This window comes from Desulfatibacillum alkenivorans DSM 16219 (assembly GCF_900142135.1).
GTDB lineage: Bacteria > Desulfobacterota > Desulfobacteria > Desulfobacterales > Desulfatibacillaceae > Desulfatibacillum > Desulfatibacillum alkenivorans.
This window is the reverse complement of sequence record NZ_FQZU01000018.1, coordinates 53,510-69,975: the sequence shown is the minus strand read 5'-3', so window position 1 is coordinate 69,975 and position 16,466 is coordinate 53,510. Positions and strand designations below refer to the sequence as shown.

13 protein-coding genes are annotated in these 16,466 nt (G+C 54.6%); 3 read left to right on the top strand and 10 right to left on the bottom strand.

Going from position 1 to position 16,466, the window contains the following annotated elements; genetic code table 11:
• Nucleotides 1-77: 77 nt before the first annotated feature.
• The 9 genes from BUE18_RS14840 to BUE18_RS14800 form a co-directional block, all read right to left on the bottom strand.
• Nucleotides 78-761: a cyclic nucleotide-binding domain-containing protein gene (locus tag BUE18_RS14840; protein ID WP_073476895.1), complete on the bottom strand. Its 684-nt coding sequence runs from the start codon at nt 759-761 to the stop codon at nt 78-80.
• A gap of 84 nt (nt 762-845) precedes the next feature.
• Nucleotides 846-2,198: a DUF4388 domain-containing protein gene (locus BUE18_RS14835; RefSeq protein ID WP_170868376.1), complete on the bottom strand. Its 1,353-nt coding sequence runs from the start codon at nt 2,196-2,198 to the stop codon at nt 846-848.
• Nucleotides 2,199-2,281: 83 nt separating this feature from the next.
• Nucleotides 2,282-3,742: a CoA-binding protein gene (locus tag BUE18_RS14830; RefSeq protein WP_073476893.1), complete on the bottom strand. Its 1,461-nt coding sequence runs from the start codon at nt 3,740-3,742 to the stop codon at nt 2,282-2,284.
• A 343-nt stretch (nt 3,743-4,085) separates the two neighbouring features.
• Entirely contained in the window at nt 4,086-4,703 is a 618-nt protein-coding gene (locus BUE18_RS14825) for an adenylate/guanylate cyclase domain-containing protein (RefSeq protein WP_073476892.1), read from the bottom strand.
• A 227-nt stretch (nt 4,704-4,930) separates the two neighbouring features.
• A complete protein-coding gene (locus BUE18_RS14820; protein ID WP_073476891.1) occupies nt 4,931-5,407 on the bottom strand; it encodes a cache domain-containing protein in 477 nt (158 codons plus the stop codon).
• 320 nt (nt 5,408-5,727) lie between these two features.
• Nucleotides 5,728-6,939 carry a 4Fe-4S binding protein gene (locus BUE18_RS14815; protein WP_073476890.1) on the bottom strand — a complete coding sequence of 404 codons (1,212 nt, stop codon included), beginning with the start codon at nt 6,937-6,939 and terminating at the stop codon, nt 5,728-5,730.
• Between the two features lie 9 nt (nt 6,940-6,948).
• Nucleotides 6,949-8,103 carry a DUF362 domain-containing protein gene (locus BUE18_RS14810; protein ID WP_073476889.1) on the bottom strand — a complete coding sequence of 385 codons (1,155 nt, stop codon included), beginning with the start codon at nt 8,101-8,103 and terminating at the stop codon, nt 6,949-6,951.
• 17 nt (nt 8,104-8,120) lie between these two features.
• The gene (locus BUE18_RS14805) at nt 8,121-8,759 is read right to left on the bottom strand and encodes a TetR/AcrR family transcriptional regulator (RefSeq protein WP_073476888.1); all 639 of its coding nucleotides are present in this window, start codon (nt 8,757-8,759) and stop codon (nt 8,121-8,123) included.
• A 42-nt stretch (nt 8,760-8,801) separates the two neighbouring features.
• Nucleotides 8,802-9,875 (bottom strand): 4Fe-4S dicluster-binding protein, encoded by a 1,074-nt coding sequence (locus tag BUE18_RS14800; protein WP_073476887.1) that lies wholly within the window; start codon nt 9,873-9,875, stop codon nt 8,802-8,804.
• A gap of 159 nt (nt 9,876-10,034) precedes the next feature.
• On the opposite strand from BUE18_RS14800, the gene BUE18_RS14795 reads away from it, so the two are divergent.
• Genes BUE18_RS14795 through BUE18_RS14785 form a run of 3 tightly spaced genes read left to right on the top strand, consistent with a single transcriptional unit; the run spans nt 10,035 to nt 14,409 of the window.
• Entirely contained in the window at nt 10,035-11,462 is a 1,428-nt protein-coding gene (locus BUE18_RS14795) for a LuxE/PaaK family acyltransferase (RefSeq protein ID WP_073476886.1), read from the top strand.
• A gap of 21 nt (nt 11,463-11,483) precedes the next feature.
• Nucleotides 11,484-13,154, top strand: a complete 1,671-nt coding sequence (locus tag BUE18_RS14790) for an acyl-CoA reductase (RefSeq protein ID WP_073476885.1) — start codon at nt 11,484-11,486, stop codon at nt 13,152-13,154.
• Nucleotides 13,155-13,176: 22 nt separating this feature from the next.
• Nucleotides 13,177-14,409, top strand: coding sequence for an oxidoreductase (locus BUE18_RS14785; protein WP_073476884.1), 1,233 nt, complete (start codon nt 13,177-13,179; stop codon nt 14,407-14,409).
• 16 nt (nt 14,410-14,425) lie between these two features.
• On the opposite strand, the gene BUE18_RS14780 is transcribed toward BUE18_RS14785, so the two are convergent.
• Nucleotides 14,426-16,423 (bottom strand): PAS domain-containing hybrid sensor histidine kinase/response regulator, encoded by a 1,998-nt coding sequence (locus BUE18_RS14780; protein ID WP_073476883.1) that lies wholly within the window; start codon nt 16,421-16,423, stop codon nt 14,426-14,428.
• Between the last annotated feature and the right edge of the window lie 43 nt (nt 16,424-16,466).

Below are 16,466 nucleotides of genomic sequence, written 5' to 3'. Positions count from 1 at the left end.
TTTGCATATAAAATGTCAAGCATTTTCTATACTTTACCTTAAACAATAAAGGCTTGACGGCATACCCGGGAATTTTATCAGCATTCCGGTAAGGCTACCTGCAACTTTTCGTAATCATCCCGGCTGATACTAGTGAATTGCACCCCCATACCTGCAGGCATCTCAATGGGATCGTCCGTCTTGGGCCGGTTCCACATGACTTTGCTTTTGATTTTCAGCGGCTTGGGATGATTAGGCAGCCACAGACTCAATTCAAACTCCCGGCCTATATCCAGGGGCCTTTCGGTCTTTATAAAAAGGCCTCCGCAACTGGCGTCGTGGGAATAACTTTCCCTGACCGTGTCGTCGGCCAGGAAGGCCAGCGAGAACATTTTTTTCACCCGGGGCTCTTTGCGGAGAAAATGGACTCCCGAGGAAGTGTCCGTAGCCTTTTTAAGGCGCATAACCAGGCTCTGGAATATCTGCCTCATACCCTGGCTCAGGCCGGAAAACTCGTCGCGGATTGCCCCCGGGTCCAGGACGTTGACCACCGTGGCGCCCAAGGCCCTGGCTGTGGCGGTTCGGGGTATTTTTGCGATATAGGACATTTCTCCGAAAATCTCTCCTTTTCGGATGACCTCAACCACGATGTCCTCGCCGTACACCTTTTTGGTGATGGTTACGGCGCCGGTTTCCACCTGGTAGATTTTATCGCCCGTCGTGTCTTCCTCGAATATAATATCTCCGTCATTGAATTCTTCTCTGGCAACGACTTCAAACATAACTATTCCCCAATCCCCGCAAAGCCGCCCTGCAGGTCGCCCCCTGCCGCGGCTCGCATAAATCATTAGGCTGGCGTGTTGTTCTTAAGAGAGATACTTCCTGTTTTTCAGAGCAAAGAGTCCGAATATCTTTTCTTCTTCATCATTGAGCTTTTCTGCAACAAACTGACTTACCATCGCGAAAACGGACTGGATGCCGTTTGATTGATCCGGTGAGAGCATGAGCCTTTTGTCACGGGTTTTGCTTAGGCTTTCGGTCAAGGCGGCGATAACGTCCAGGGTCCTGAACCCCCCAATGATATCAGGCAAGTCTTTTAACAGGTTCGTCAAATACAACTTGTACCCTTCCTCCAATATCCGTGCGCCTTTCTCCGGAGCCTCCTCCTTAAAGCATTCAAAAACCCAATCTTTGGTTTCGCTGGGCGTGTTATCCGGATGGATCCCCTTGAAAACGCCTCGAAACTCATCGTCTTTCGGCCGAGCCTTGAGTAATATATTGGAAATCCATTTCCACAATTCAGTCTCGTGCAAATTCTTTATAAAATCCCTGCGTTTGGAAGGAGAGGCGGGCGGAGGACTCCCGACGATGATAAAAGGCCGTGAACCCAGGTCCTTTTCCAACTCCTTGCGAACCACCACCCAAAACTGCCTGTAAAGATCCAAAATCGGGCCGTAGGCTTCGACTTTGGAGGCCAGTTCCTCATCCTTTTCCGCCAGTCCCAAGGACAGCAGAGAATTTAAAACCTGATAAACAGTGAACTTGTCGTATCCGCTTTCCCGCGTGATGTCCTTGATCTTGCGTTTGCCGTCCACCAGGGAAAGAAAGCGCCATTCAATGGGGCTCATCTTGACCTGGTCCACGGAGGCGGCCCCCACGGCCTTCAAAACCACATCGTCGCCGGGGAGGTGCTTTTTCAGCACATCCAATTCGTCAATGCGCCGGGTGGCTTCCAGCAGGATGTTCATGATGTCCAGGTGAGTGACCAGAACCCCCGGAGGAACCAGGTCGGAGTCCGAATAATCGAAACGGCCGCCGTCCCAGAAAAAAACGCTGTAAATCACTTGCTCCGCCTGATCCGCGATATGTTTCTTAAGCCTTTTTAGGCTTACATGCCCTTTTTTAACCAGAATGTTGCCCAAGGCCTGCCGGGTCCGGGAGGATTCTTCCAGGCATTCGTCCAGTTGATCGCTTGTAATGACGCCTTTGGACATCAGCATCTGGCCCAGAGCGTGCTCCTGGGCCGTTCCTCTTGCATAGATCACCACGCCTTCCTTGAAGAAAATGCGAACGTCATTCTCTTCATTTGTCAGGCGCAGAAGCCCGGTTTTCATGTCGTTGGACAACATCTGAAAGATGGTGGTCAACGACGCAGTCTCAAAATTGCCTTTTAAATGCATGTACGCCAGGCCTTCATAAATAACTACAAGAGGTAACAAGCAAACCGCTTTGGGACGCGCTTAAGCGGATGCGAGCCATAATATCAAAATCAACGGTAACCATCAAGAATAAACCTGGAAACTTATGCTATCTTCAGGGAGGCGTTCCTGACTGCGCGCAAGGCCCTTTCCGCACTGGCGAACACAGGAATCCCCGCAGCCTGATATTTGGCGCGCAATTGCCGCCACGCGGCATCGGCTTCCATGTCTTCCAGGCGATAGGCCCGGTTTTCAAAAACCAGGGCCAAATCCTTTCCGGTCTGCTCCTTGAGTCCCATGAGAGTCTCAAACAGGCTGTCCACGTACTGCCCCGGAGGAGGCGGCTCCAAACCGTACATTTTGCAAAATGTGGAGGAAACCGTTTCCAGAGGATGGGTCAATAAAATGAGGATCATGACGTCCACGGGCTCGGCGGTCAGGATTTCGGTCACGCAGCCTTTCAGCACGTCCAGGGGAAGCGCGGGCGTGCCCGTGTCCAGGGGGTTTTTCATGCTGTTGCCGGGCGTGGGAAAATACGCCCTGAGCTTCTTCTGAGTCCCGTCGCTGAAAACCGGAATCTCCAGGCCCCAGCGATAGGCCAGGTCCGAGGTGAAAACGCCGATGGCGCCTCCTCCGCCCACCAGGGCGATCTTCTTACCCCGGCTTTTGGTGTATACCAGGCCCATCAAAGTGTCCATCATCTCGTCCAGACCCTGCACCGCATAAGCGCCGGCCTGGGCCAGGGCGCCTTCCCAGATTTTCGACTCCCCGCCCATGGATCCGGTGTGGGACAGCGTGGCCCGGCCGCCCAAAGGAGTGAGGCCCCCCTTCCAGATGACCACGGGCTTCTTCTTTGTCGTCTTCCGAACCGCGTCCAAAAAGGCGCCGGCGTCCGCCACGCCTTCGATGTATGCGGCGATGTACTCGGTCTGGGGATCGTCGGCCAGATATTCCATAAGCGATATGGCGTCCAGGTCGCAGCCGTTGCCGAACGAGACCACCTTGGAAATCCCCAGGCCGGCCAGGGCCGCTTCGTGGCCGAAATCATTGGCAAGGCCGCCGCTCTGGGAAATCATGGAACAGGGGCCGGGCTCTTTATTAAAATCGAACCCCGGCAGGACGGTCAGTCCGCCTTTGGGGCAGTGGATGCCGAAGCAATTGGGTCCCACAATCCGCAAGCCCTTGGCCGCGTATTCCTCCAGTTTTTTCTGCAGGGCGACGCCTTCCTCGTCCCCCATTTCAGCAAAACCGGAAGTATGCACCTGCACCCCGGCCACGCCGTTTTGCAGGCATTGCTCCAAAACTTCGGGAACCGCCTTGGCCGGCACGGATATGGAGGCCAGATCCACCGGGCCGTCCGCCTGATCCAGGCTGGCGATGGCCGGAACGCCCAGCACGTCCCCTCCTTTGTCGGATATGGGGTAGATCTTTCCCGCGTAACCGTATTTCATAATGGAAAGCATGACGAAATTGGCAAAAGACCCGAACTTGGTTACACCTCCGTAAAAGGCGATTCCTCTGGGATGGAACATCCGGTCGATTTGTTCGCGCATTTGTTCTTGCATAAGACAGGCCTCCAAAAACATTTAAGTGCAATATGAAGCTATCTTGTCGGACTGGAATCAATAAAGGGCTGAATCCGTCGGGCGGCGGCTTAAAATCTGAAGAGCCTATTAGTCATACATCAAATAAGCCCTGACGCCAAGTTCAGGCTTGGTTTGGGAGGAAATTAACCATGCGAAGAAAAATACAACTAAAATGATATTCAGTTAGGTTCCAGGCCGTTAGTCCTGGAATAATATTTATTCGCGATGGATTTGAAATAAGCCATGCGGAGAAAAAAGTGCACTTTAACCTTTGCACGTACGCTTTTTTTCTTTGTTCCAATGCAAAAAAACAGGATCTGACTTAATGGGTGGATTTGCGAAGGATGGGAAATGCAGTCAGCCTCTCCCGGGCGAAGTCCACCGAAACCGGAGCGCCGAAAGGGACGCCATGGATCTTCCCGGCCGCGCTCCTGGAAACGAGAATTTCAAACCTATGCTTCTTGGCCGCTTCCTCCACGGTGTAGGCGACGCTCACCTCCTTGCCCATAACCGAGTAGCCCATGCGCTGGTTGGAGCCCCTATTCCCCACGACCATTTGCCCGGTGGTTATCCCGATTCTTATCCCCGGACACGGATATCCGCGCTCCGCCGCCCAGGCATGAAGCCGCTTCATGGTCTGAATTTGGACCATGGCCGCCTCGCAAGCCAGTTGGGCGCTGTGCTTTTCCGTCCGGAAAAGCCCCCAGAAGGCGAAAATCTTGTCCCCTTCGAACCGGTCCACGCATCCTTTCCGGGAATGGATCTCCCCGCAGTTCAATTCAAAACACCGGTTTATGAATTCTGACAGGGCGTCCAAGGGCGGAATCTCCGAGCCCCTGACGTAATCCGCAATTTTGGTCACGAACACGGTCAATTCCCGTTCCTGGGGGTCGTATTTAGGCGCTTTGGGCCTTTGGATTTTTTCAAAGAAGAGCCACATGGGGTTTTGCCTTTCGGCGAGCAGCCTAAAATTTGATGCTATTTATTCTCCATCATCGAGTACACACCTTCACACAATCCGCGCGGCAAACTCCAACATTTTTTGTATCGTTGAATTTCACCCAAAACAACAATAGGGCCGCAGGAAAGATCTCCCTTGCGGCTCCTTGGATATTGTTCGGGCTGAACAGGCTCGGCGATTCCTTGCCCGTTTATTTTAAGTCCGGCTTATTCGTAAATGCCGGCGCACATGGCGTAAGGCTGATTGGGGACTTTCTTGACGTAGGTGATTTTGGGGGAAGGCCCCTGGTCGCCGGGTTTGGGCCACATGTAGCTGACCCACCCGTCTCCCTGATTAAGGGCCACGCTGATGAACTCCGCAAAGAACATCTTGCCGTTCACGTCCTTGGCCATCATGAGATTACGCCCAATGAGCGCCGGGCTGATGGGATGCGCTGCGTTGCACTGCTTTTCCAAGTCCAGGCAAAAAACATAGGAATCCTTCCAGACAAAATCCCCCTCCTTGTCGTTGATCGCCTTAAAGGCCTCGGCCACGCCTTTCGTCTCCATCGACAGAGCCGCCGCCTCACACTTGGCCATGCACTCCTCCTTGGTAGCTTTATCGGCTGCAAAAGCAGGCAAAATCAAAGAAAACAGGGCCGCAAACACCGCTGCCTTGGGCAGCCATCCAAACAACTTTTTCATACTCCCTCCGTTCTCAAAGCTGCATCAGCAAAAAACCGGCCGGCGCATTCACCGTCTGGCGCACCGGCCGGAACAAGCGTAGAAATAATACAGCGAAGGGGCCCATCCGTAAAGAAGCAAATTAATATTGGCAAGGATTTCAGTATATAAGCATAGCCCAGGCCTCATATAAGATGGACCGTTAGGGGGTTGGAGAATGTCTCTTTATAGAATGTAAGATGTTTAATATCCAAAATAAAAGTTTTTAAATGATATTTCTTTTTGATGAAATGGAATATCAAACGCTCTTCACCGATAATCCCCGCTAAAAACGCCCTGACTCACGACTTGGGCGGTTTGTACCGAGGACCGGTCAATTGCTTGGGGGAGAGCTGATACAAGAGGCTTCCCGCTCCCAAGGTAAGCCTGGGCAGCAGGGATTTCTGGATGCCTTTCAGCTCCTCGATCCGCTCGGCCGCGTAGGCCAGGACGTCCTTGGACGGCGGTTTGTGGCCGTAGCGCTCCTTGAGGCTGATGGCTTTTGCCTTGCTGCATTTGGGGACGCACAGGCCGCAGCCGATGCACCGGGAGTGGTCGATGACCGCTTTATTATCCGCCAGGGAGACGGCCTCCATGGGGCAGATTTCCACGCATTGGCTGCAGCCGATGCATTTTTCCGCGTCCACGCTGGCCTCAAAATGGCTTTTGGCGATAATGGTGGGGATGTTGTATTCCTTGAGGATGCGCATGACGCCGCAGCAGCAGGTGCAGCATGAGCACACCTGCATGGGGTCTTCCAGGTTGTCCACCATGTTCACCAGACCGGCTTCTACGGCGGCGGCTTTGGCTTCCAGGAACTCCTCCCGGGAAACCCTCCGGGCGATGCCCTTGTCTATGGCCAAATCCGCCAGCCAGCCCATGGCCGAACACGCGTGCATGGCCCGTCCGCAGCCCTGCCCCAGGTATTCCTGATGCGTGCGGCAGGCGCACACATCCACCAGGGAAAAGCTCCGGTTCCGCTCTACGATTTCAGAGTACCTGTCCGTAGCCAGGGGCATGATGCCTGTGGTGGCTTCCAGGGATTTTTCAATGGGCACGATCCGGCCGAAGCGCAGGTCTTTGCCCTTGGCCTTATCCTTAAAATAGAGCATGTATTCGTGATACACGTCCTCGAACAGCCTCGCGAATTCCCTGTAATAGGAGGCGTTTTCCCCATCGTTTTTGCTCCGGATCATCTGGGACTCAAAGATGCCGGGCGCCAGGGGAAGGAGGTTGTATACGGGAACCCCGGCCATGGTCAGGCGCAAGATCATAAACCGGTCTCCCAGGTCCTCCAGGATGGGGCGCACCGTCTCCAAAGGCAGGTTGGCGTAGCGGGCCACGGTCTTGGCCGGTTTGGGCGCAAAGGAAAGGGCGTTTAGGACCTTCGCCTCCTGCTCGTCGAACAAAAACTTGACCAAAGCCAGCAGGGAGTCGGTTACAAGCACGTTGGGAAACATGCTTTTAAAAACAAATTTCTCGGCCAGGGACCGGTATATTTTCAAGCCGCTCATCGCAATCTCCTATTTAAATGAAAACAACCATTGCAGCGCCCCTTTTTTCAAGCCGATGGCGGCTTCCGGGCAAATCTCCATGCAGCAAAAGCAACGGATGCATTTTCGATAGTCAAAATCCGGCGTTTTTTTGCCTTCCCGAGGCTTGGAGATGGCTTCCGCCGGACAGGTTTTCATGCATTGATAGCATAAAACGCATTTTTCCGGGTTCGGGGCCGGCTTTTCCACCAGCCAGTTTTTAACCGTTTTGGACGTCAGGGGCCACACCACTCCGCCGTAAACGGTGTTTTTCGGCGGTGTAAACCGGCATGCCAAATCCTGTATGCTTTCCCCCAACACCTGGATGTCCTCCGGCGAGTTGGGGCCGAAATCCCTCTTAAATCCCTGCACCAGGGTATACGCCTTATCGGCATCCAGGCCTGCAGTCTTTACCGCCACCCAGTCAACGGCGATGGCGTCCTCCCCGGCGATGACCACGCCCCAATCCCTGGGCGAGCCCGTGGGACCCGGACCCTCCCCTTCCATGGAGCGCACGCCGTCTACAATATGAAATATTTTCCTGCCGTCCCCCAATCCGTACTTCAGGCCGCCGTAAAGGTCCAGCAAATAATCGGCGAAATCCATCTGGTCGGGCACGCGCATGTGCATCCGGGACTTTTTCAAACCGGGAATCGTCCCGAACCAGTGCTTTACTGCGCCGGTTATGTAGGAATAGGAATGGGTCTTGAACTTCACCAGACTCAGGATGACGTCCGCTTCAAAATAGACGGCGGAAATATCAATGGTCCGGTACAGTTTGGCGTGCTCCCAGTGCAAGGGCCGGGTGGGGACGGGATCGGCGACTTCGATGCCCAGCTCCTCCACAATGGGGCCGTAGCCCGCCTTTTTGAGCGTGTTTTCCAGGGAGAAAAAATTGGGATTCTCGATCAGAACAGGATGGCCGCCGTAATCCTTTACAATGGACGCAACCGTTTGAAAAAACACGGGATGAGTGACAATGCACTTGTCCGGGTTGCTGGGCATCAACAAATTGGGCTTCAGGGCGACCCTCAAACCATTCAATGAAGAAAGATCGAATCCGGCCGCCGTCATCCCCCTGGCGACGACGTCCTTCAAGACTTCGAAATCATACTCCTTGCACCGCATCAAGGCCACTTGAGTCATCAAGCTGTTCTCCTTTGTCAGGAGGCGTTTCCCCTCCCCGTCAAAACATGGATGGCGTCGTTCAATACCTGTTCAAAGTCAAAGCCCGACTGGGCGCTACGGGCCGAAGCCAGGGTCAGCTCCGCCACGCCGGTAATCATGCTCCAAATAATGGGTATGCCCCTGGCGGGCTCCAGCCCATTCAGCATGGGCGCCATGGCCGGACGCGCCAGAATAAGATGGATCTTTTCCAGAATCCGGTTCAGCAGGGCGTTTAGCTCCTCCATCAGATCCGGGTTGATATCCTTTGTCTTATCGCCCTGCTCGTAAAAATACCCCATGGCGCTGATGTACCGTCCACATTGCAGATAATAGTCCTTGTAATCATGAGCCATGGCTTTGAAGGCTTTTACCGGATCCTGCTCCTGGATTCTTTCCTCAAAAGCCGCGTCCAAGGCCGCAAGATGCCTGAGAAGAATGCTTAAAAGCAGCTCTTCCTTATTCTTGAAATACACGTAGATCGAGCCCACGGAAAGACCAGCGGCCTTGGCCACACTGCGAATGGCCACCCCATCGATCCCCTTGGCCGTGAGAATTTCCTCCGCCGTGTCCGTAATGGCTTGTCTGCGGTCTTCTTTTTGCGATTTACGCAATTCCCTGAATCGTTTGATGGTCACAAAAAATCTCCAAAAATTGAAATATACCCTAAACCCCAAGCCCTACGATGAAATCCGGCCGGGGCGGAGGCGCTTTTTCCGCACACCGAACCATGCTAATGGCTTTCTGGGGCACACCGTAGCGCAGTTGCCGCATCCAATGCAATATTCCCCGGCGATTACGGCGGCGTCCCCGTCCAGGGAGATGGCCGCCACCTGGCACCGATCCAGGCATTCGCCGCATCCAATGCAAAGATCATCGTCTATTCTGGCGGCGAAATTGGAAGGATACACCATGCGTACGCCCCGGTATTTTTTCATCTTGATCATGAAGTCGCAGCAGCATCCGCAGCAATTGCAAAGCACGATGTTATCGCCGTCAAAATTGCTCACATTATGCACCAGCCCGGCTTTTTCGCTGGCTTCCAGGATTTCCATGCACTCCTCCCGGGTGGCCCTGGAGGCGAATCCGCGATCCACCACATAATCCGCCGCGCTTCCGAAGTATAAACAGGTGTGGGAAGGCGCGTCCTTCACCTTGCAGGGATCCCCCGTCAACTTGGCCTGCTGCCGGCAATGACAGACCGCGGCGGCGAACGAGCTTTCGGCCTTGATAACCTCGGCCACCCGTTCGTAAGGTTGAACCCCGGACTCCAAAGGCAACTCCTGCTCAACGGTCAAGGTGCGCAAGGCCGGCTTGATCACACGGCGGGCCTTTTCCGGCATCATGAAAAGCCCCTTGACCGCTTCCTCCACCCCGTCCAGCATCTTCTTAATCATTTTGGCCTGGCGAATCTCGAAATAATCCTCCCTGCCGCGCATGAGTTGCAGCTCAATCAAGCCGGGCATAAAGGGAGGCAAAGAATACTCCCGCACGCCAGAATCCCTGTCCTTGGAAAAAACCAGGCCCTTATCCGCCATGGATTCCAGCATGTCCTGCAACTCCCCGGGGTCGCGCGCCATAGCTTCCGCCAAAACCTCCACCGGATGGGAGCCCAACGGAAAATCGGCGCCCACCTGGGCCTCCTCCTCACTGAAAATCGATTGAAGAAACTCCAAAACCTCCGGAACCAGAGGCATTCTTGTAGGATTTTTATTCAGCCTTTCTCCCAGCCTGGTGTACACGTCCTCTTTCATACTCCCCCTTAGCGCCTGCTGTGGGCTGTTGGATGATTGAAAAAAACAGCTCGGTATTGGAAATCACGCACAATTTCGTTGACAGCATGAACCATGTTCATTATCATGGACCATGTTCAAAAGAATTTCAACCCTTTTTCCCGCCCCAGGAGACCGCCTATGACTGCACATCCGGATCAAGCCCTTAAGCAAGCCCAGGACGGCCTGAAAAAAATCATGGTCCAATGGGCGGCAACCAAAACCTGCGACCAGGACAAAGCCCTAAAACTCAGGGAGCAGGCGGCGTCGGCCAATTATCTCAGGTATCGGCGCAACATCCCCTATTTCGCCAAGGTCTGCAGTATGGCCGGCATGAACGGCGACAATCCCGGCCTGGACCAAATCATCGAACACTGCATGATTCCCGACGACATCTTCAAATCCTATCCCCAGGGCTTCTTGGACGACAGGGACTTCCGGGGCATGAATCGTTGGCTCGCCAGGGTGGGCGACGTCCGGCCCTCTAAGGCTTCAGGAGAGGCCCGGAACATGGACCAGTGGCTGGATCTTCTGGAAAAAGAAGGAATCCATCTGGTTTTTTCCTCGGGCACGTCCGGGAATATGTCTTTCGTCCCCAGGGATGAAAGCACCTGGCGGCATTTTTTAAAAAATTCGCTGCTGTATACGCCTATGGCGGCCGCGGATCAGGGGGTGATTCCCTCCTGGAAAAAACTGGCTTTGAAGCTGCTCTGCCAAAATATCGAACCAGACTCCCTGCTGAGCCTGGCCGATCGTTACGGCCGCTTAATTTTTAGGGATTTCGACGGATACTTCTGCAATTTTTCAGGCGGCGCCCAGGGCATTCAGCTTGTGGGCCAGGAACTGGCCAAGTATTGCCGCAACGCCTTTTTTCTTTATGATGCGCCCTTATCTCCCATGGCTGTCCGGGGCGTCATCCGGGGGGCGGCCGCTCCGGAGGAGCAGGCGGTCATCGACGCCTTTTTAAACACCACGGTCCACGACAAAAAAGCCAATTATCATCGCATGCTGAGCGCCTTGGAAAAATCCTCCAAACGGGGGCGGAAGGCCATTATTTTTGGAACTCCCTATTTATTGCTGGAAATTTGTCAGGAGGTCAAGGCCCATAAGCTGAATTTACGACTAAAAAAGGGCAGCGCCGTATTTTTCGGGGGAGGCTGGAAATCCTTTGACGGCAATCGTATTCCCGAAGAGGAATTGGTAGGACTCATCGGCGAAAGCCTGGGCATAGAGCGCAATTTCATCGCCGAAGGGTATTCCATGACGGAAATCCAGGGGCTTATGCTGCGTTGCCCGGAGGGGCGATACCACGTACCGCCCCATTTTGAAACCGTCATCCTGGATCCTGAGCTTAGGCCTATGGACGGAGACGATGTGACAGGGACTTTGGGAATTATCGACCCCTTCGCCGAAAGCTATCCCGGCTTTTTGATTACCGGGGACCATGTACGGCGCGTAAATGAGGGGTGCCCGTGCGGCCGGAGCGGACCGGCCATCATTTCCATTGCCAGAAGCCCGGGACGGGAGATCAAAGGATGCGGGGGCATTATGGCCAAAATCAACGCCTGATGAACGACCGTGGAGGGGATCATGAAAGACGACTTAAGGGAAGAAGGCTGGCGCCTTATCGATTCGAACATGCAGGATCTTTGCACCAAATATGACCTTTTGCATTCCGGCGAAAACAACGTCATGCGGCTCCCCTTTTTAATAAAGGGGAGCCTTCGCGCGCCCTCACGGGTAAATTTTGACGACATACTCCAGGCCTTTGACGCGGCGGAAAGAGTTGCTCCGGCGGGAGCGTTTCCCAGTCATGTGCGTCTGGAAAAGGTTCAGGTATTGCGGGAACCTGTCATCAACCGCAAAACCATGCGCCCGGCCGGCGCCTATCAATACTCAGTCATGCCTGTTTTCTCGCCCGGGGAGGTATTGGAAAACGACTTTTCCGCCATTTGCGAGTTATACAACACGCCCTTTCAGGAGATCCTGGAGCTTTTAAAAAGCCTTGGCGCCGTGTTCGTCCAGGAACAAGCACTCCTGAACTCCCTCCGGGACCTCACGATCCACACGGCCCAACTTCCTGACCAATGGCATAACCTGGGCTTCGACGCCCTGGGCATGCTGATCGATCCTCATTCCGCGAAAGTCATGGTGGATAAGGACCTTGGCGTATGGGGACAGGCGGGTTCACGCTTTTTGGACGGCTGGGTGGAATTGCCCGGCGCCGCGCCCCTGCCTGCGCCCGTGCATTTGATTGCAGCCCAGGCCCTGGGGGCAAAGGCCCCTGCCTGGGAGAAGCGCAAGCCGTCCATGCGGGCCATGCCAACCCGGCAACTGCATATCACGGCCGGCAATGCGCCCCAGATCCCCTTTATTTCGGCTTTGCGGGCTATCCTCACCAAATCGGCGGCGGTGATCAAATCCCCTTGCGGGGCGACCCTGCCCGGCGCATTATTGTCTCTGGGGCTTCTGGCGGCGGCCCCGGATCATCCCGTAACTAGGCATTTGTCCATCGTCTACTGGCCGGGAGGAGAGGCCGCCGTGGAAGACGCCTTTTTTGCGCCCAACGCGTTTGACAGGATTGTGGTGTGGGGAGCGCCTGACGCCGTGGAATCGGTCAAAAAGCGGGCCTTATTCACCAAGGTGCTCACCTTCAACCCCCGCTATGGCGTCTCCATGATCGGCCGGGAAGCCTTTGCTGAAAGCCTGGAAGACCTGGCGGCCGCGGCCGCCGCGGATTCCCTGGTCGCCAATCAAAAAGCCTGCATCGCCTCCCAGATTCATTACATAGAAGCCGAGGAAGATCAGGCCAAATCCTACGCCCAGGCCCTGCAAAGGGCGCTGGCCGCCTTTGACCGGGCGTCTCCCAATTATGTGGACCCGTTTTTCGTCGGAGAGATCAAACGGGTCATGCGCGGCGTGCTTATCGACGGAGACTGGTTCGTCAACAGCGAGGAGGGCCGCTTTTGCTCCGGGGTCGTTTTGGTGGACAGGGAAATTCCCTTGTCCGCCGTCACCATGCAGCGCATGATCATTGTCCGAAGGCTGGATAGACTGGAAAGCGCCCTGCCCTATTTGCATTCCGGCGTTTCCACCGTCAGCATGTCGCCCCTTTCCGTAAAGGAGCGGCTGCGGGACGAAATCGCCGCCCGGGGAGTCAGCAACATTGTGGATCTGGGCCATAGCGGGACCATGTTTCCGGGTATGAGCCACGACGGCATGATGGCATTAAGCGAACTTGTGGACTGGAAAAACGGCTGAACCGCCGGAAAGGACTCCAACCATGCAATCATCCTCCATCCTGGCTCAACCTTTAATAATTGGAAAACTGACTGCGAACGGCCGGGTATTCAAGACGGCCACGTCCGAAACCCGCGCCACCGAGGACGGATTCGTCTCCGACGAACTGCTGGGCTTTTACAAGCCCATCGCCCAAGCCGGCACGCCCCTCATCATCACCGGCAATCTGTACGTGACCGAGGAAGGCAAATCCACCTACCGCATGTGCGGCGCCGATCATGTGGATAAGATTGAAGGCCTGAGCCAATGGGCGGAGCTTGTCCACAGCCAGGGCGGCCTGCTGTTCGGGCAGATCAATCATTGCGGCAGGCAGGTTATGGCCAAAGCCATGGGCCTGGACTCGGCCGTCTCCGCCTCCGGCGTGGGGGAAAAGGTCATGGGCGTCAAACCAAGACCCCTCACCCGGCAGGAAATCAAACAGGCGGTGGAAGCCTACGTGCACTCCGCCGAAATCTGCGAGCAGGCCGGATTTGACGGCGTGCAGATACATGCAGGCCACGGTTATCTTATCAATCAGTTTCTCACGCCTTATACCAATCGCCGGGACGACCAATACGGGGGCAGTTTTGTCAAACGCATGCGCCTGCTTTTGGAAATCTACTGGGGAATCCGGGAGCGCACCAACCTGACCGTCATCATGAAAATCAACGGAGCCGACTACCTCCCAGGCCGGCAAGGCCTTTCCACGGCTCAACTGACGGAAGTCGCCCGCATCCTGCAAGATGAGGGATTGGACGCCGTGGAGGTCACCGTGGGGCATTATGAATCCGGATTTCCCATGATCCGGGGGAATTTCGGGCCTTTCTTCAAAGGATTGATGGAGGAAGGGATAGGAGATCAACTGCCCTGGTTCCGGCGTTTTGGCGTGACTTGGTTTCGCCATCCCCTGGCCTTTATCTTCGACCGGATATGGCCCGCCCAGGAAGGATTCAACCTGCATTACGCCCGGGAGTTCAAGAAAAAGTTGCGCATTCCGGTCATCTGCGTGGGAGGCTTTTTAACCCGGGAGCATATGGAACAGGCCATTGACGGCGGCGCCTGCGACGCCGTGTCCGTAGGCCGCGCCATGATTGCGGACCCGTATTTGTTCAGGAATGTATTGAACGGCGGGAGCGGCCCCAAATGCTCCTTCTGCAACGCCTGCATCGCCCGGGCCGGCCGCCTGCCCGTGGACTGCTACGATCCGGAGGTTAACAATAAGAGGTCATTGATTTAAGAAGGAAAACTATGGGTTATTCAGAAGGTTGCGCATCTCCGCTGTCCAAGGCCTGGCGAATGGCGGCGGCCATGGCTTGGGTGCGCAGGGGCTTGGCAAGGAGTTGGCACGCTCCCAATTCCAACGCACGGTCCTTGCTCATAAAATGGTCGTTGCCGGTGAACAGGATGCACGGAAAATCCGGTCTGATTTCCTTGATTTTTTTCAGCAAGGCGTCCCCGGTCATTTCCGGCATGGAAACGTCCAAAATAGCCAGGTCGAATCCATCGGGATCGGCGGAAAATGATTCAAGAGCGGCGGCGCTGCTGGTGTAGGCGTCAATCCGGTATCCCAGGCGTCCCAGGGCCCTTTCCAGCAGCATGGTTATGGAATCTTCGTCGTCAACCAGCAGGATTTTTTCCTCGCCTCCCTGCGCCTGGACTGTTTCCCGTGGCCCTTCGGAAAGGCCCTCCATGTGCAATACGGGAAAATACAGGGTGAAAGTGCTGCCGTATCCGGGAAGGGTATCCACACAAACCTCTCCCTTATGCTGAGTCATGATGGTGTGCACCATGGCCAAGCCCAAGCCGGTTCCTTTCCCCTTGGGCTTTGTGGTGAAATAAGGCTCAAAAATCCTGGACGCCACATGAGGCTCCATGCCGCCTCCGGTATCCTGGATCTCCAGTTTGGCGTACTCTCTTAGTGTAACGGAGGGTAAAGAAGCCATGTCGCCGGGAACGCGGGATTCCATTTTCAGGGAAACCTTGAGCAAGCCCCCGCTTTCCTTCATGGCCTGATAAGCGTTGGTGCACAAGTTCATCACCACTTGATGAACCTGGGTCGGATTGCCCATTATCAGAAAGGGCGCCGACTCAAATTCCTCCTGAATCCGGATGGCCGCCGGAAGGCTTGCGCGAATCAGAGCCAGGACTTCTTTGACGACGTTGCTCAGATTAATGGGCTTTTGCTCCTCCTTTTCGAATCGGCTGAAGCTGAGAATCTGAGAGACCAGGCTTTTGGCCCGCCCTGTGGCGCGGACGATCTCCCGGACGCATTCGCTTGCCGGATTTCCGGAAGGGATGTCTTCCAAAGCCAACTCCGCATACCCCATCAATGGATGAAGTATATTATTGAAATCATGTGCTATCCCACCTGCAAGAACCCCTATGGCCTCCATCTTTTGCGCATGGCGAAGCCGTTCCTCCATTCGCAGAGAATGGGTAATATCCTTGGCGATGGCCAACAGGGCCACATGCTTGCCGGAGTCGTCCTTAATAATAGAGGTGCTCATGCGGGTGGGAAACTCAGCGCCGTCCTTTTTAAGATGAGTCACCTGGGCGTCATTGGCGCCGTCGTATACAGGGTCCGTCAGATTAAACCGGATCTGCGATTCATACTGATCGGGCGAATGAAATGTTCGGAGATTTTTGCCGGTCAGTTCCTGAGCGGTTTCATAACCGTGCATGTCCGCCCAGGCCTGATTGACGAAAATGACCTCGCCCTCCAAAGTAAAGATGCCGATTCCATCAAAACTCTGCTCCAAAGCCATTGCTTGAGATCGCAAGGTTTCCTGCGCCCGCCACTCGGTCGTTACGTCCCTGACAATGACCACGGCTCCCACAGGCTGGCCGTCTTTATAAACGAAGCGGTTGTTCAACAGGCATCGTAATTCCTCGCCGCTTCGCGTGCGGATGGTATAGTGCACTTCGGCGGAAATCTCTTTTCCGGATAAAAAATCCTCCATTCTTTGCTCATACAGTTCCCTGCTTTCAGGAGTCAGCAAGTCCCATGGTTTAAGGTTTAAAAACTCCTCCCTGGTATATCCTGAATAGGCGCACATGACGTCATTCACATTGGAGATTCCGCCTGTTCTGAAGTCGATTTCATAGATCCCGGCGGGAATCATATCAAACACATGGTCCAGCCTTTCCTCCAAATCGGCGGCAGTCTCCTCGGCTTCCAGGCGGAGCTTCTTCTCCTCCTCCAACTGCTTGAGGATGTCCTGATATGAATCTTGGGTTGGATGGCTTTCCACTATATTACCTCATAATAACTGATCGTTATAGTACTTCATATCA

Coding starts and splice junctions, on each gene's coding strand:
- BUE18_RS14840 (WP_073476895.1), bottom strand. CDS start 761: ATGTTTGAAGTCGTTGCCAGAGAAGAATTCAATGACGGAGATATTATA.
- BUE18_RS14830 (WP_073476893.1), bottom strand. CDS start 3,742: ATGCAAGAACAAATGCGCGAACAAATCGACCGGATGTTCCATCCCAGA.
- BUE18_RS14825 (WP_073476892.1), bottom strand. CDS start 4,703: ATGTGGCTCTTCTTTGAAAAAATCCAAAGGCCCAAAGCGCCTAAATAC.
- BUE18_RS14820 (WP_073476891.1), bottom strand. CDS start 5,407: ATGAAAAAGTTGTTTGGATGGCTGCCCAAGGCAGCGGTGTTTGCGGCC.
- BUE18_RS14815 (WP_073476890.1), bottom strand. CDS start 6,939: ATGAGCGGCTTGAAAATATACCGGTCCCTGGCCGAGAAATTTGTTTTT.
- BUE18_RS14810 (WP_073476889.1), bottom strand. CDS start 8,103: ATGACTCAAGTGGCCTTGATGCGGTGCAAGGAGTATGATTTCGAAGTC.
- BUE18_RS14800 (WP_073476887.1), bottom strand. CDS start 9,875: ATGAAAGAGGACGTGTACACCAGGCTGGGAGAAAGGCTGAATAAAAAT.
- BUE18_RS14795 (WP_073476886.1), top strand. CDS start 10,035: ATGACTGCACATCCGGATCAAGCCCTTAAGCAAGCCCAGGACGGCCTG.
- BUE18_RS14790 (WP_073476885.1), top strand. CDS start 11,484: ATGAAAGACGACTTAAGGGAAGAAGGCTGGCGCCTTATCGATTCGAAC.
- BUE18_RS14785 (WP_073476884.1), top strand. CDS start 13,177: ATGCAATCATCCTCCATCCTGGCTCAACCTTTAATAATTGGAAAACTG.